Source organism: Novosphingobium terrae, from assembly GCF_017163935.1.
GTDB classification, from domain to species: Bacteria; Pseudomonadota; Alphaproteobacteria; order Sphingomonadales; family Sphingomonadaceae; genus Novosphingobium; species Novosphingobium terrae.
This window is the reverse complement of sequence record NZ_JABVZR010000001.1, coordinates 847,625-862,609: the sequence shown is the minus strand read 5'-3', so window position 1 is coordinate 862,609 and position 14,985 is coordinate 847,625. Positions and strand designations below refer to the sequence as shown.

The 14,985-nt window shown below is 64.0% G+C and carries 14 protein-coding genes, 1 tRNA gene and 1 pseudogene; 3 read left to right on the top strand and 13 right to left on the bottom strand.

Annotated features, from left to right (window positions below):
• Positions 1-6: 6 nt before the first annotated feature.
• The 4 genes and pseudogenes from HGK27_RS04105 to pyrH all read right to left on the bottom strand — a co-directional run.
• Positions 7-714: a phosphatidate cytidylyltransferase gene (locus HGK27_RS04105; protein WP_322099017.1), complete on the bottom strand. Its 708-nt coding sequence runs from the start codon at positions 712-714 to the stop codon at positions 7-9.
• On the bottom strand, positions 704-1,348 hold the full coding sequence (gene uppS, locus HGK27_RS04100; protein WP_241127326.1) for a polyprenyl diphosphate synthase: 645 nt from the start codon (positions 1,346-1,348) through the stop codon (positions 704-706). The genes HGK27_RS04105 and uppS overlap by 11 nt, the downstream gene beginning before the upstream one ends.
• A gap of 59 nt (positions 1,349-1,407) precedes the next feature.
• Positions 1,408-1,971: a ribosome recycling factor gene (frr, locus tag HGK27_RS04095; RefSeq protein ID WP_206238941.1), complete on the bottom strand. Its 564-nt coding sequence runs from the start codon at positions 1,969-1,971 to the stop codon at positions 1,408-1,410.
• 157 nt (positions 1,972-2,128) lie between these two features.
• Positions 2,129-2,836 (bottom strand): annotated as a pseudogene (gene pyrH / locus HGK27_RS04090) (UMP kinase); the annotation flags it as partial.
• A 115-nt stretch (positions 2,837-2,951) separates the two neighbouring features.
• Here pyrH and HGK27_RS04085 point away from each other — a divergent pair.
• Positions 2,952-3,773 (top strand): metallophosphoesterase, encoded by an 822-nt coding sequence (locus HGK27_RS04085; protein WP_206238938.1) that lies wholly within the window; start codon positions 2,952-2,954, stop codon positions 3,771-3,773.
• 72 nt (positions 3,774-3,845) lie between these two features.
• Here the strand turns inward: HGK27_RS04085 and tsf are convergent, their stop codons facing one another.
• A complete protein-coding gene (gene tsf, locus HGK27_RS04080; RefSeq protein WP_206238936.1) occupies positions 3,846-4,772 on the bottom strand; it encodes a translation elongation factor Ts in 927 nt (308 codons plus the stop codon).
• Positions 4,773-4,933: 161 nt separating this feature from the next.
• The gene (gene rpsB, locus HGK27_RS04075) at positions 4,934-5,689 is read right to left on the bottom strand and encodes a 30S ribosomal protein S2 (protein ID WP_068080653.1); all 756 of its coding nucleotides are present in this window, start codon (positions 5,687-5,689) and stop codon (positions 4,934-4,936) included.
• Between the two features lie 453 nt (positions 5,690-6,142).
• Here rpsB and HGK27_RS04070 point away from each other — a divergent pair, with 453 nt between their 5' ends.
• The gene (locus HGK27_RS04070) at positions 6,143-6,454 is read left to right on the top strand and encodes a hypothetical protein (protein ID WP_206238935.1); all 312 of its coding nucleotides are present in this window, start codon (positions 6,143-6,145) and stop codon (positions 6,452-6,454) included.
• On the opposite strand, the gene HGK27_RS04065 is transcribed toward HGK27_RS04070, so the two are convergent.
• The 3 genes from HGK27_RS04065 to HGK27_RS04055 all read right to left on the bottom strand — a co-directional run bounded on the left by HGK27_RS04065 (position 6,399) and on the right by HGK27_RS04055 (position 8,329).
• Positions 6,399-7,205: a CDP-alcohol phosphatidyltransferase family protein gene (locus HGK27_RS04065; RefSeq protein WP_206238933.1), complete on the bottom strand. Its 807-nt coding sequence runs from the start codon at positions 7,203-7,205 to the stop codon at positions 6,399-6,401. The two genes, HGK27_RS04070 and HGK27_RS04065, sit on opposite strands and share 56 nt — an antisense overlap.
• Positions 7,202-7,951 carry a phosphatidylserine decarboxylase gene (locus tag HGK27_RS04060; protein WP_206238931.1) on the bottom strand — a complete coding sequence of 250 codons (750 nt, stop codon included), beginning with the start codon at positions 7,949-7,951 and terminating at the stop codon, positions 7,202-7,204. The genes HGK27_RS04065 and HGK27_RS04060 overlap by 4 nt, the downstream gene beginning before the upstream one ends.
• A gap of 292 nt (positions 7,952-8,243) precedes the next feature.
• Positions 8,244-8,329: transfer RNA gene (locus HGK27_RS04055), tRNA-Tyr, on the bottom strand.
• A 172-nt stretch (positions 8,330-8,501) separates the two neighbouring features.
• On the opposite strand from HGK27_RS04055, the gene rlmB reads away from it, so the two are divergent.
• Positions 8,502-9,332 (top strand): 23S rRNA (guanosine(2251)-2'-O)-methyltransferase RlmB, encoded by an 831-nt coding sequence (gene rlmB / locus HGK27_RS04050; RefSeq protein ID WP_206238929.1) that lies wholly within the window; start codon positions 8,502-8,504, stop codon positions 9,330-9,332.
• Between the two features lie 241 nt (positions 9,333-9,573).
• Here the strand turns inward: rlmB and HGK27_RS04045 are convergent, their stop codons facing one another.
• The 4 genes from HGK27_RS04045 to HGK27_RS04030 form a co-directional block, all read right to left on the bottom strand.
• A complete protein-coding gene (locus tag HGK27_RS04045) occupies positions 9,574-9,846 on the bottom strand; it encodes an HU family DNA-binding protein (RefSeq protein WP_068080671.1) in 273 nt (90 codons plus the stop codon).
• 382 nt (positions 9,847-10,228) lie between these two features.
• Positions 10,229-12,631, bottom strand: a complete 2,403-nt coding sequence (gene lon / locus HGK27_RS04040) for an endopeptidase La (RefSeq protein WP_206238927.1) — start codon at positions 12,629-12,631, stop codon at positions 10,229-10,231.
• Positions 12,632-12,813: 182 nt separating this feature from the next.
• The gene (locus tag HGK27_RS04035; RefSeq protein WP_206238925.1) at positions 12,814-13,149 is read right to left on the bottom strand and encodes a YbaB/EbfC family nucleoid-associated protein; all 336 of its coding nucleotides are present in this window, start codon (positions 13,147-13,149) and stop codon (positions 12,814-12,816) included.
• A 1-nt stretch (position 13,150) separates the two neighbouring features.
• Positions 13,151-14,956, bottom strand: coding sequence for a DNA polymerase III subunit gamma/tau (locus HGK27_RS04030; protein ID WP_206238923.1), 1,806 nt, complete (start codon positions 14,954-14,956; stop codon positions 13,151-13,153).
• Positions 14,957-14,985 lie beyond the last annotated feature (29 nt).

Here is a 14,985-nt window from a genome sequence, read left to right as displayed (position 1 = left end):
CATACTTTAGAAAAACCTTCTTATCGCGGACAGCAGGCCCGCCACGAACAGCACCGCCAGCAGACCGTCCACCCGATCGAACAGACCGCCATGGCCGGGGATCAGCGAACCACTGTCCTTCACGCCAGCGCGGCGCTTCATCCAGCTCTCGAAGAAATCACCGGCCTGAGCGATCACCGCCACAGCAACACCAGCGATCATGAACTGAGCCAGAACCTGCGCCTCATCGAACAAAATACGCCCGGTTGCGAGCACCAGCAAGCCCAGCGAGGCCAGCGCCGAGAGCAGCGCCCCGCCCGCCAGGCCGGACCACGTTTTCGAGGGGCTGATCATGGGCGCGATCTTGGGGCCCCCGAAGGTGCGGCCCGCGAAATAGGCGCCCACATCGGTGGCCACCACCAGCGCCACCGGGATCAAAGGCCCCAGCGCGCCGAACATCAGCGGGATCGAGGCCAGCACCTCGCTCGCCGTGCCGACATAGACCACGCCCGCCACCAGCCAGATCAGCCGCGCCCAGCGGCTGACCGCGATGCGGCGCACGAGCTTGTTCCACTCCCACAGCACGCCCACGGCCACGGCCAGCACGAAAAGCTGCCAGACCAGCCCGCCCAGCGCCAGCGCGATCCCCGCCACGGCAACCATCACGATGGCCGAGAGGGTACGCGTCTTCAGCTCAGAGCGCGAGCGCCCCGGCGACAGGCTCTCAGCGGCCACCGAAACGGCGCTCCCGCTGGGTGAAGGCGGCCATGGCTTCCTTCAGATGCTCGGGCGTGAAATCGGGCCACAGCACATCGGTGAACCACATTTCGGCATAAGCGGCCTGCCACAGCAGGAAGTTCGACAGGCGCACCTCGCCGCTGGTGCGGATCAGCAGATCGAGCGGCGGCAGATCGCTGGTGTAGAGTTCCGCCTCGATGCTCTCGGGCGTGATCTCGCCCTTGGCGGCAGCGGCGGTGGCGGCGCGGGCGATTTCCTGCTGGCTGCCATAGTTCAGCGCCACGGCCAGCGTCATCACGCGGTTGTTCGCCGTCTTCTCGATCGCATTGTCGAGCAGCGCCACCACATCGGGCGAAAACGCCTTGTAATCCCCGATGATGCGGATGCGCACGCCATGGGCGGCGATCTCATCCAGATCATTGAGGATAAAGCGCTTCATCAGGCTCATCAGATCGGAGATTTCCTCCGCCGAGCGCCGCCAGTTTTCCGAGGAAAAGGCATAAAGCGTCAGCGCCTCAAGCCCCATATCCTTCACGCCGCGGATCAGGCGGCGCACCGCCTCCCCGCCGCGCTGATGGCCCATCGCGCGCGGCAGAAACCGCTGCTTGGCCCAGCGTCCATTGCCATCCATGATGATGGCGACATGGCGCACGCCGGGCCCGGCATCGCCGCTGCTGAGAGCCAAAGCGCTCACTTGCCCAGGATTTCCTTTTCCTTGGCAGCGGCGACGTCATCAGCGGCCTTGATCTGGTCGTCGGTCAGCTTCTGGATCTCGGTTTCGTAGCGCTTGCGCTCGTCCTCGCCGATCAGCTTCTTGTTCTCGTCGGCCTTGGCCGCTTCCATACCGTCACGGCGCACGTTGCGAATGGCGATACGGGCGTTCTCGGCATATTTGCCCGCCAGCTTGGCCAGTTCCTTGCGACGCTCTTCGGTGAGGTCAGGGATCGGCAGACGCAGCGTCTGGCCGTCGGTGATGGGGTTCAGGCCCAGACCGGCGGAACGGATCGCCTTTTCCACCGAGCTGACGGTGCCCTTGTCCCACACCTGCACGGCCAGCATGCGCGGCTCGGGGGCGGAAACGCTGGCAACGCCGTTGAGCGGCATCTTGCTGCCGTAAACCTCGACCACGATGGGATCGAGCAGCGCGACATTGGCGCGGCCGGTGCGCAGACCCGCCAGATCGCTGACCAGCGCCTCGACAGCGCCCTTCATGCGGCGTTCCAGATCGGCCTTGTCATATTTCGGGGTGGCCATGGGTGTTCTCCTTCAATGCCTTGCGGGCTTAAGCCTGAGCCGCTTTCGCAGCCTTCGGCTTTTTCACAGCCTTGGTCTTGTCTACTTTCGGTGCCTTCACGGCTTTTTTCTTCGGGGCCGCCGCTGCCTTGACGGCTGCCTTCTCAGCGGGCGTACCCACGATCGTCTGGGTCCCCTTACCCTGAAGCACACGGGCCAGATTGCCCCGCTCGCGGATCGAGAAGACGACGATCGGAATCTTGTTGTCACGGCACAGCGCCACCGCGCTGGCATCCATCACCTTCAGGTTCTGGGCCAGAACCGTGTCATAATCGATGGTGTCATAACGAATGGCTGACGGATCGGTCTTGGGGTCCGCGCTGTAGATGCCATCGACGCTGGTGCCCTTGATCAGGGCATCGCACTTCATCTCGGCAGCACGCAGCGCGGCGCCGGAATCGGTGGTGAAATATGGCGCGCCCACACCGGCGGCGAAGATCACCACGCGGCCCTTTTCCAGATGGCGCTCGGCGCGGCGACGTATCACCGGCTCGCAGACTTTGTCCATCTCGATGGCGGACTGCACGCGGGTCGGCACGCCGAGCTGCTCAAGCGCATTCTGCATCGCCAGAGCGTTCATCACCGTGGCCAGCATGCCCATATAATCGGCCTGCGCCCGGTCCATGCCCTTGGCGGCGCCCGCCATGCCGCGGAAGATGTTGCCGCCGCCGATGACGAGGCAGATCTCCAGCCCGGTCTCCTTGGCGGCCTTCACTTCGCGGGCCAATTCGGTGACGAAACCGGGATCGATGCCGAAGGCTTGCTCACCCATCAGGACCTCGCCTGACAATTTGAGGAGAACACGCTTGTAGTTGGGATCGGTCATGGTGAAAATATCCGCGCGAAAACTGGACTGGCGGGCTCTTAGCCGCCAGAGGCACGGGCCGTAAAGGGAGCGTATCGGAAAAATGGGTGCAGTACGCAAGTCCTGGCGGCGCCGAATGGCACTGGCACTGGGCCTGACAGGCCTTGTCGCGCTGGGGATCAAGGCTCATCACGACACGATGGAGCCGCCGCTGGTGCGCGAAACGCAGGTCGCCATGCCCGGCCTGAGCACGCCTTTGCGCGTGCTGCTGATCTCCGACATTCATGTCTCGGGCCCCGACATGCCGCCCGAAAGGCTGGCGCAGATCATCGAGGGGCTGAACCGGCTTCACCCCGATCTGGTGCTGATCGCCGGCGATTTCCTCAGCGACAAGCTGATCTCCACCAAACACTATCCGCTGGTGGAGGCGGTGGCGCCGCTCAAGGGCCTGCGTTCGCGTCTGGGCACGGTGGCCGTGCTGGGCAATCATGATTATTACCGCGATCCGGTCGCCACCAAAGCCGCGCTGGAGCATCTGGGCATCCGCGTGCTGGTGAATGAGGCGGCGCGCATCGGCGGGCTGACCATCGGCGGCATGACCGACGCATGGAGCCATCACGCGCGCGAGGATCTGACCTTGCAGGCGATGCGCCGGTCAGGCCCACCCTATCTCTTCCTCACCCATGAGCCCGATACATTCGCGCATCTGCCGCCGGATATTCCGCTGATGCTGGCCGGGCACACCCATTGCGGGCAGATCGCCCTGCCCCTGATCGGCACGCCCATCACCGGATCGCGTTACGGCCAGCGCTATGCCTGCGGGCTGGTGAAGGAGCATGGCGCCACGCTGATCGTCACCGCAGGACTTGGCACCAGCGACCTGCCCTTCCGCTTCGGCGTGCATGGCGATGTGTGGCTGATGACAATGACGCCAGCCCCTTCGCCCCCGAAACCCTGACACGAAAAAGGGCCCGCCATCGCTGGCGAGCCCCCTTCGTCTCGACGCAGGCCGAAGCCTGCGTGGAAGATCTTACTTCAGGCCAGCGGCGGCAGCCACTTCGGCGGCGAAGTCCGATTCTTCCTTCTCGATGCCTTCGCCCAGCTGGAAGCGGACATAGTCCACCAGAGCGATCTTGGCGCCGGCAGCCTTGGCGGCAGCGTCCACGACCTGCTGAACGGTGTTCTTGTTGTCCATGACGAACAGCTGCGACAGGAGAGCGTTCTCCTTGGCATACTTGGCCACGGCGCCATCGACCATCTTGGCCTGCACTTCGGCGGGCTTGCCCGATTCGGCGGCCTTCTCGGCGGCGATCTTGCGCTCGCGGCTGATCAGTTCGGCGTCCAGATCGTCAGCGTTCAGGGCCAGCGGGAAGGCAGCGGCGATGTGCATCGCGATCTGCTTGCCCAGGGGCTCCAGCACGTCGGCAGCGGCGTCCGATTCCAGAGCGACCAGCACGCCGATCTTGCCCAGGTTGGGAGCGGCAGCGTTGTGCATGTAGGGCACGACCAGGCCGGCGCCGACCTTGACGAGCTTGATGCGACGCAGCTGCTGGTTCTCACCGATGGTGGCCACGTTGCTGGTCAGCTTGTCGCCAACGGTCTCGCCGTCGGGATAGGCGGCGGCCTTGAGGGCCTCGACCTCGGTGATCGAACCGTCCAGAGCGACCTGGGTGGCCTTGCGCACGAAGTCCTGGAACTGCTCGTTCTTGGCAACGAAGTCGGTTTCCGAGTTCACCTCGACGGCGATGCCGGCGGTGCCCGAAACGGCCAGACCCACCAGACCTTCAGCGGCGGTGCGGCTCGACTTCTTGGCGGCGGCGGCCAGACCCTTGGCGCGCAGCGCGTCGACAGCGGCTTCGAAATCGCCAGCGGCCTCGTCGAGGGCCTTCTTGCAATCCATCATGCCGGCGCCGGTGCGCTCGCGCAGGTTCTTCACGTCGGCGGCAGTGTAAGCCATGTCCGATATCCTTTGTGGTGATGCGACGGGCCGGTCAAACAAGGCCGACACGCCTGAAATGGTAAGGCGCCGGGCCCGCGAGGCCCGCAAAGGGCGTCACATGGACCCGGCGCACTGCAATTTCATGACGCCGAAGCGCTTAGCCCCGGCATCGGCCGAAATCAGGCCTGGATGACTTCCTCAGCCACCGGCACGTCCAGAGCGCCCATGTCCACGCCCGAGTCGACCACGGCAGCGCGGTTGCCCTTGGTGGCAGCAGCGGCCACGGCGTCGCAATACAGGCGGATGGCGCGGCTGGCGTCATCGTTGGCGGGCACGGGGAACGCGATGCCATCGGGCGAAACGTTCGAGTCGAGGATGGCGACGACCGGGATACCCAGCACGTTGGCTTCCTTGATCGCCAGCTCTTCCTTGTTGGCGTCGATCACGAACATCACGTCGGGGATGCCGCCCATGTCGCGGATGCCGCCCAGCGACAGCTCAAGCTTGTCGCGCTCGCGCGTCATCTGAAGGACTTCCTTCTTGGTCAGGCCGGTGGTGTCACCCGAAAGCTTCTCTTCCAGCGCCTTGAAGCGCTTGATCGAGCCCGAGATGGTCTTCCAGTTGGTGAGCATGCCGCCCAGCCAGCGGTGGTTGACATAGTGCTGACCGCAAGCGCGGGCGGCCTGAGCGATCTGCTCCTGAGCCTGACGCTTGGTGCCCACGAACAGCACCTTGCCGCCAGCCTGAACGGTGGCCGAGATGAAGTCCAGAGCGCGCGAGAACAGCGGAACGGTCTGCGACAGATCGAGGATGTGAACGCCGTTGCGAGCCCCGAAGATGTAGGGCTTCATGCGGGGGTTCCAGCGGTGGGTCTGGTGGCCGAAGTGGGCGCCAGCTTCCATGAGCTGATGAAGGGTAACGGTCGGAGCCGCCATATGTAATTCCTTGTCCGGTTGGTCCTCTGGGAAGCTGGAACCGTGCGGAACAACCCGCTGCGGCACCGGTGTAAGTGCTTCCCATGTGGGATTGACGCCATGGCCTGTGCCATGCCGGCCGCGCGGTTTCTCCCGTGGGAATCACGAAAGAAACGCTCGACGCGGCGCCTTTAGCCCCGGTTTTGGAGAAAATCCAGCAGAGAATTCTGCAAAGATTGGTCGCAAACACGCATCGCACTGGCGCAGATTCCGCTTGACGGAACGGAACAAAACGTGAATATCGACGTCATCACAAAGATCCACGATGGATCAGCATGATTACTCAAGCGTTATCCACAGGGTATAAACGGGTGGAACGCATTGGCAACGAGATTCTTAAGTCGACGAAATTCGGGGCAACAGCTTTGATCGGCGCGTGATGCAAGCCATCGGCGCCATGTGGAGGGTTCAGTGATGACGATGTCTGCACTTCTGATCGATGGCGCCATGATCGGCACGACCCTGCTCGCTGGCCGCTCGATCGCCGGAAGCTGGCAGCAGTTCAAGCTGCTGTTCGCTCAACTGCGTAACGAGATGGCTCAGGGCGAGACGGTGCGTTCGATGACCGCCCTCACCCTCTCCACCTCGGCCGATCCGGCACCCGCGATGATCTATCGTCCGGAATTCGGTGTGGTGAGCAACCAGACCGCATCGCTGGGCGCCAGCAACATCAAGCCGCGGGCGCTTCGCCGTCCTGCTGCAGCCGCGCTGCGCGCTGCCGCTTGACCCGCGCGTAGGACACCAGCCCCACGGGCACCAAAGCCAGATAAACGATGCAGATGCCAGCCAGCGTCAGCCAAGGCTCGCTCAGCAAAGCCGCGAAGACCAGGCCGAACAGCGCGAGCATTTCCAGCCTGATGCTGCGGCGCGGACGCAAGGATTGCCAGCTGAGCGTCGCAAGGCTGGAAATCATCAGGAAAGCGGTGGCCGCCATCCAGCAGCCGACCAGCACAGGCTGACGGAACAGATCATTGCCGCTGGCCAGCCACAGATACATCGGCAGAAAGGCCAGCCCCGCGCCCACAGGTGCGGGAACGCCGGTGATAAAGCCCGCCGACTTATGCGGCAGGTCGGGCGTGTCAATCTGGGCGTTGAAGCGGGCCAGACGCAGCACGCAGCAGATGGCAAAGGCCAGAGCCGCGAACCAGCCCAGACGCGGCACATCCTTGAGCGACCACAAAAAGACGATCAGCGCCGGGGCCACGCCGAAGGAAATCGAATCCGACAGGCTATCCAGCTCGGCGCCGAAACGCGATTGAGCCTTGAGCATCCGGGCCACACGGCCATCGATGCCATCGAGCATGCCGGCCAGAATCACCGCCAACACCGACTTCTGCCAGTCGCCCTGAATGGCGAAGCGGATGCCGGTCAGCCCGCAGCACAGCGCGCCCGAGGTGATGGCATTGGGAATCACCGCCCGCAAAGGCAAGCCGCCGGGCAGACGCGCTCTGCGGTCAAAACGGCGGCGTGGCTTCACTGGCTGACGCCCTCGATCAGCGGCGCGCTGCCGATCTGCGCGAGAATGGTTTCACCCGCCACGATCTTCTGGCCCAGCAGTACCAGCGATTCGGTGCCCTCGGGTAGATAGACGTCGACGCGGCTGCCGAAGCGGATCAGGCCGATGCGCTGACCAGCGGCGATGATGTCGCCCGGCTTGACGAAGGGCACGATGCGGCGCGCCACAAGACCGGCGATCTGCGTGAAGCCGATCAGCGTGCCATTGCCCTGATCGACGAGGATGTGCTGGCGCTCATTCTCTTCGCTGGCCTTGTCGAGGTCGGCGTTGAGGAACTTGCCCGGAATATAGACCACACGGCGCACCGTGCCGCCGATCGGCGAGCGGTTGATGTGAACATCGAACACGCTCATGAAGATCGAGATGCGCGTGACGGGCGCGGTGCCGAGGCTGGGCGAACCGGTGCCATCGTCCATCGCCAGTTCGCGCGGCGGCGGCACCTTCTGGATCAGCGTCACCAGACCATCGGCAGGCGCCACGATCAGCCGGTCGCCCTTGGGGGTGACGCGCAGCGGATCGCGGAAAAAGGCGCAGATGCAATAGGTCAGGATGCCGAGCGGCCAGGCCAGCCACTGCCCCACCAGAAACAGCGCGGCAAGCGCCGCCACTGCGGAAACAGCGGCAAATTTGCGCGCTTCGGGATGGACTGCCGGCCAGTGCCAGCTGGCCGCGCCGCGGCCCTGATTGTCGAGAAGTTCACCAGGCATGCGCGTCCTCTAGGGCTTGGCGGGCGTGGCGACAAGCGACTTGCCATCCTGCGCCGGGGAAAGAGCATCGCGCGAAAACGTGGAATCCGGTTTTTCGCCAAAACGATGCGGCATCAGCTATGTGTATTACACATTTAACACACAAGCCAGAGCCCCGTGATGCGGGTGCGCCATGCAAAGAGAGTGCGGGGAAATCCGGAAAGCCAACCCGGCGCCGAACCCGAAGGTTCCGGCTGCCTGAAGCACATCGGAGTACCGAGAAATCCAAGCCTCGCCGAGGCTTGGGAAACGGTGGTGGACAGAGCTAGATTCGAACTAGCGTACGCTCACGCGGGCAGATTTACAGTCTGCTGCCTTTAACCACTCGGCCATCTGTCCACACCGTATAATCGCAGTCAAATGACTGAGATTGCTGTGTTTGGGGTCTCCCCCGTTGGACCCTTTTGAGTGGGTCCGTTCAGCCGAGGACCGGCCCTATGAGGACATGAGCCTTGCCTGTCAACACCAGTCTTGGCATGGGCGGAAAAATTTTTGAAAAAAGGATCATCCGATGGCCAGACATGGCGACGATAACCATGGCGGCGAAAAGCGCGGCAAGGCCATGCGCGGCCGCGCAGGCCGTATGCAGGGCGGACGCGGCAGCGGTCGCACCAGCAAGGGCCCCGTGCGCCTGTGGGGCCGCCACGCGGTCGAGGCGGCACTCAAGAACCCGAATCGCATGCATCGCAAGCTTTGGGCCACGCGCGAAGGCATCGCCAGCCTCGACGGCGAACTGCCCGAGGGCTTCAACGTCGATTACTGCCAGCCCGTCGATCTGGGCCGTCTGGTGGCCAAGGATGCCCCCCACCAGGGTCTGGTGCTGGAATGCGAGCCGCTCGAAGACATTTTCCTCGACGATGTGCTGGATGAAGATCCCACGCGCCCCATCGTCGTGCTGGATCAGGTGACCGATCCGCATAACGTCGGCGCGATTTTGCGCTCGGCGGCAGCCTTCAACGCGGCAGCCATCGTCACGCAGGACCGCCACGCTCCGCCCGAATCGGGTGTGGTCGCCAAATCGGCCAGCGGCGCGCTGGAAATCGTGCCATGGGTGCGCGTCGTCAATCTGGCCCGCGCGCTGGAGGAAATCGCCGAGGCCGGTTACTGGCGCATCGGTCTGGCCGGCGAGGCCGAGGGCACGCTGGCCGAGGCCCTGCCCGCCGGTCCCGTCGCGCTGGTGCTGGGCGCCGAGGGTGAAGGCATGCGCCACAACATCACCCAGCATTGCGATGCTTTGGCTCGTCTGCCGATTCATGAGGCGATGGAGAGCCTGAACGTCTCCAACGCGGCGGCCATCGCGCTTTATGCCGCCGCGACGCGGGAGATGGCTTCGGACGATTGAAGGTAAAAGGGATATGCGAGGGGGTTACCCCCTCGCGCTCCCGGGAATGTCTTCGTTGCGTTTCGGGTTCGGCGGCAGAGCAACGTTGCTGCGGCAGCATTCCATGATTTGATTGCCTGCGGCGCCCACAGGCTCGCAAAAACAAAACCCCGCGTCGGTCTGCTCCGACGCGGGGTTTTTCGAGTCTGTCAGACTTCAGATCAGGCAGGCCCCGAGGCGAAGGAGGCCCTGCCCGGCGCGATCAGTTGACCGCGTCCTTCAGGCCCTTGCCAGCCTTGAACTTGGGCTGCGAAGAGGCCTTGATCGGCATGGGCTCGCCGGTGCGGGGGTTGCGACCGGTCGACGCCTTGCGCTTGGCCACCGAGAAGGTGCCAAAGCCCACCAGACGCACTTCATCGCCAGCCTTCAGCGCGCCGGTGATCGAATCGAAAACACCCTCGACCGCCTTGGTGGCGTCGTTGCGCGACAGACCGCTGGCCTCGGCAACAGCGCCGATGAGATCGTTCTTGTTCATTATGGGAACCCCCTAGGAGTGTTTAAAAGTTGAAAATCTTGAATCGCCTCGAAGAGCCGCGGAATTGAGCTTCTTTCACCGCGGCTGTCAAAGCCAAACATGTCGCAAAACCCCCCATTATCCCCTGTTTTGAGGCCATACAGGGGCCTGCATGCGACCAAAAGCCAAGCCCTCACGGAACAAACAAATGCCGCGCCTCACACAAATGCGAGTCGCGGCATTGCAACATAGTTAACGGTTGCACAGGTGGAGAGCTTCGCTACGCCATTTCGGCGCCCCTGCCCTATCGCCGGAAGACGGAATGGGAGCGCGAGGGCCCGGAGCATGTCTCTTGAGACATGCGACCGATCAAAGACTCCGCCCTCGCACCTACCCTTCCTTCTTAATGCGCCGTGGCAGCAGGCCCGGCAGGCGCAATCGGCGCCGCACCCGGCTGGCTGGCCAGATCGTCCGCCTCGGTCCATTCGATGGGCTCGGGGCGGCTGGTGAGAGCACGCGCCAGCACCTCATCGACATGGCTGACCGGCACGATCTCCATCCCCTCTTGAATGTTGGCGGGGATTTCGGCCAGATCCTTGCGATTCTCCTCGGGGATCAGCACGGTCTTGATGCCGCCGCGCAGCGCGGCCAGCAGCTTTTCCTTGAGACCACCGATGGCGAGCACGCGGCCACGCAGGGTGACTTCGCCGGTCATCGCCACATCGGCGCGCACCGGAATGCCCGTCAGCGTGGACACCATGGCCGTGACCATGCCGATGCCCGCTGAAGGACCGTCCTTGGGCACGGCGCCTTCGGGAAGGTGGATGTGCAGATCCTTGCGGTTGAACAGCGAGGGCTTGATGCCATAGGCGGGCGCCCGGGCCTTAACGAAGCTGAAGGCCATCTGCACGCTTTCGCTCATCACCTCGCCCAGCTTGCCGGTGGTTTTCACCGCGCCCTTGCCGGGCACCGTCACGCTTTCGATGGTGAGCAGCTCGCCGCCGACCTCGGTCCAGGCGAGGCCCGTGACGGCACCGACCTGATTTTCCTCATCCGAAACGCCATGGCGGAATTTGCGGATACCCGCATAGTCGTCCAGATTTTCCGGCGTGATGGTAACCTTGGTCTCCTTGCCCTCAAGGATGCGGCGCAGGCTCTTGCGGGCCAGACGCGCCACTTCGCGCTCAAGGGTACGAACGCCCGCCTCACGGGTGTAATAGCGGATCAGGTCGCGCAGCGCAGGCTCGGTCAGCTCGAACTCGCCCTTCTTGAGGCCATGGGCCTCCACCTGCTTGGCCACCAGATGGCGCTCGGCGATCTCGACCTTTTCATCCTCGGTGTAACCTTCGAGGCGGATGATCTCCATACGGTCGAGCAGCGGCTGAGGCAGGTTCAGGCTGTTGGCGGTGCAGACGAACATGATGTCCGACAGATCGATGTCCAGCTCCAGATAATGGTCCTGGAACTTGGCGTTCTGTTCGGGATCGAGCACTTCCAGCAGCGCCGAAGCCGGATCGCCACGGAAATCCTGACCCAGCTTGTCGATCTCGTCGAGCAGGAACAGCGGATTGGCCGTGCCAGCCTTCTTCAGATTGGACACGATCTTGCCCGGCATCGAGCCGATATAGGTGCGGCGGTGGCCACGAATCTCGGCCTCGTCACGCACGCCGCCCAGCGACTGGCGGATGAACTCGCGCCCGCAAGCCTTGGCGATCGACTTGCCCAGCGAGGTCTTGCCCACGCCCGGCGGGCCGACGAGGCACAGGATGGGACCTTTAAGCTTGTTGGTGCGTGCCTGAACCGCCAGATACTCGATGATACGGTCCTTGACCTTGTCGAGCGCATAGTGATCGGCATCGAGAATGGCCTGAGCCGCGCCGATGTCCTTCTTCAGCTTGCTCTTCTTGCCCCAGGGCAGGCCCAGCAGCACATCGAGATAGTTGCGCACGACGGTCGCCTCGGCGCTCATCGGCTGCATGGTCTTCAGCTTCTTGACCTCGGCCTCGGCCTTGGCGCGCGCTTCCTTGGAGAGCTTGAGCTTAGCGATCTTCTCGACCAGCTCGGCGATTTCATTCGCCTCGCCATCGTCGCCGCCGCCCAGCTCACTCTGGATCGCCTTCAACTGCTCGTTGAGGTAATATTCGCGCTGGGTCTTTTCCATCTGGCGCTTCACGCGGCCACGGATGCGGCGCTCCACCTGGAGCACGCCCAGCTCGCCTTCCATAAAGCCGAAGACCATCTCCAACCGCTTGAGCGGATCGGTCTGCGAGAGCAGCGCCTGCTTGTCGGCCACCTTGGCGCTGATATGCGCGGCGACCGAATCGGCCAGCTTGCCCGCGTCCTCAATGTCGCCCAGCTGGTCACCCGCATCCTGCGAGAGCTTCTTGTTCAGCTTGGTGTATTCGCCGAACTGATCGACGACACTGCGCATCATCGCGGAAACTTCGGCGCCCTCGGCCTCGACAGGCTCGATCGGCTCGACCTGCGCCATCAGCAGATCGGCCTCTTCCTTCAGCTCGGCCAGCTTGGCGCGGCTCTGGCCCTCGACCAGCACGCGCACTGTGCCATCGGGGAGTTTCAGCAGCTGCAACACGCTGGCGACCACGCCCACATCGTAGAGATCGTCGGCATGGGGGTCGTCGCAAGCCGGGTCCAGCTGGGCCAGCAGGAAGATGTCCTTGTCACCGGCCATTGCGGCTTCCAGCGCCGCCACGGATTTTTCACGCCCGACGAACAGGGGAACCACCATGCCGGGGAACACCACGATGTCTCGCAGGGGCAGAAGGGGAAGAAGCGTTTCGGTCATATCCATCCAATCGCGCGTCATCATCACGCTGCACGGGCCTTATGCCTGATAACGGCAACCCGGCTTTCGATTGAAGATATGGGGAGCCTTGGCAAACAGCGCAATGGGCGGAAAGATCAGGAATGTGGATGGCGCGTTCCGGGCTGTTGACACCGCTGCCCGCGCCATCCGGGAAAATTTAATCAGAACGGCAGCTTGAAGCCCGGGGGCAGACCCATGCCCTGCTGCGCCTTGGCCAGTTCGGCGCTGGCCACGGCATCGGCCTTGGCGCGCGCATCGTTGAAGGCGGCCGCGATCAGATCTTCCAGAATGCCCTTTTCGGACACGGCCAACAGGCTGTCATCCACCGAAACGCCGATCACGCGGCCCTTGGCGCTGGCGCGGATCTTGACCAGACCGCCACCGGCGGCACCCTCGACCTCAAGCTGGTCGAGCTTGCCCTGGGTTTCGTTCATCTGCTTCTGGATCGTTTCGGCAGCGGCTTGCGCGGCCTGGATCATCTCTTCCATCGACTTCATTTCAGCGACTCCAATTGCCCTGCCGGCGCGCGGGCGCGGCAGAAGGATCATCCTCGACCTGTTCGGCCTTGGGGAAAGCGGCCATGGCGGCCTGCATCAGGGGGGAAGAGCGCTGCTCGGCCAGCTTGGCGGCGCGCTCGGCGGTCTGCACCTCGATCAGCGTGGGCTGGCCGCCTTCCGAGCGGCGCTCGACCTCCCAGTTGAGGCCGGTGGCGCGGTTGAGGCCATGGCGCAGATCGCCGGAAATATCGTCCGGGAAGCCCGGCGCCTGTTCATAGACCAGACGCCCGGGTTTCAGCTCGATCACGCGCACCTGAATGCGCATCATGCTGCCGAGGGGAATGGAACCATGCTCCACCTGCTCGACCAGCGCTTCCCAGCCCAAATCGGCGGGCGCGGGGGCTTGCATGGCAGCGACAGGCGCCCCCTCAACCCCACCGGCCATGGCAGGCGCGGCCAGAGCGCCGCTGGCGACAGCAGCCTCGATGCGTTTCACCAGCTGGCCCGGATCGGGCATATCGGCGGCATGGACGCAGCGCAGCAGCGCCATTTCGGCGGCCACCAGCGGATCGGGCGCGGTCTTGACCTCCTCGAAGCCCTTGAGCAGCAATTGCCACAGGCGATGCAGCTGGCCGGGCGACAGGCGTTCGGACCAATCGCGCAGGGCAGCGCGTTCATCCTCGGAAATGGCAGTGGCCTGCCCCTTGCCGAGTTGCGCCACAGTCACGCGGTGCGTCAGTTCCATCGCGCTGCGCATCAGCGAGAGCGGCTCGACACCCAAAGCGAATTGCGCCGCGACAACATCGAGCAAAGCCGCGCCATCACCGCCCAGCAAAGCGGCAAACAGGCGGCGCTGCACCGTCTTGTCGGCAAGGCCCAGCATCTCCTGAACCTGCTCGGCGGTGACCAGCGTGCGGCCAGCCTCGGCATCGCCAGCCAGATCGGCATGAGCAATCGCCTGATCGAGGATCGAGAGGCCATCGCGCACCGAACCCTCGGCGGCCTCGGCAACCATGGCCAAAGCCTCGGGCTCGGCCTCGACGCCTTCCTTCTGGCAGATGCCCGCAAAGTGGTCGGCCAGCAGCGGCGCTGGGATGCGCTTGAGGTCAAAACGCTGGCAGCGCGAGAGCACCGTGACCGGCAGCTTGTCGACCTCGGTGGTGGCGAAGAGGAACTTCACATGCGCCGGCGGTTCCTCAAGAGTCTTGAGCAACGCATTGAAAGCATTGCGCGACAGCATGTGAACTTCGTCGACGATGTAGATCTTGTAGCGCGCCGAAACCGCCGCATAGCGCACCGCCTCGATGATCTCGCGCACATCGTCCACGCCGGTGTTGCTGGCGGCGTCCATCTCGATCACGTCGATATGGCGGCCCTCAGCGATGGCGACGCAGGGTTCGCAGACGCCGCAGGGATCGATCGTCGGCCCACCCTTGCCGTCCGGCCCGACGCAGTTGAGCGCCTTGGCGATCAGACGCGCGGTGGAGGTTTTGCCCACACCGCGAATGCCGGTCATCAGGAACGCATGGGCCAGCCGTTCGCGCCGAATGGCGTTGGCCAGTGTTTGCACCATGGCGTCCTGACCGATCAGCTCGGCAAAGGTCTGCGAGCGATATTTGCGCGCCAGCACGCGATAGGGCTGCGCCGGGGCGGCGGCCACCGGCGGCGGAGCGGAGGGCGTTACAGCCGGCCGGGGCGCAGGTTCGGGATCACCGAACATCGCCGATTGCCCGGCAGCCTCCAGCTCGGCGGCGGAGGGTGCGTCGTCGTCGGCGAAATCGCCGTGGATGTCGGATGAATCGACCATATGGCCTTCATGTTAGGCGCGGGGGGCTC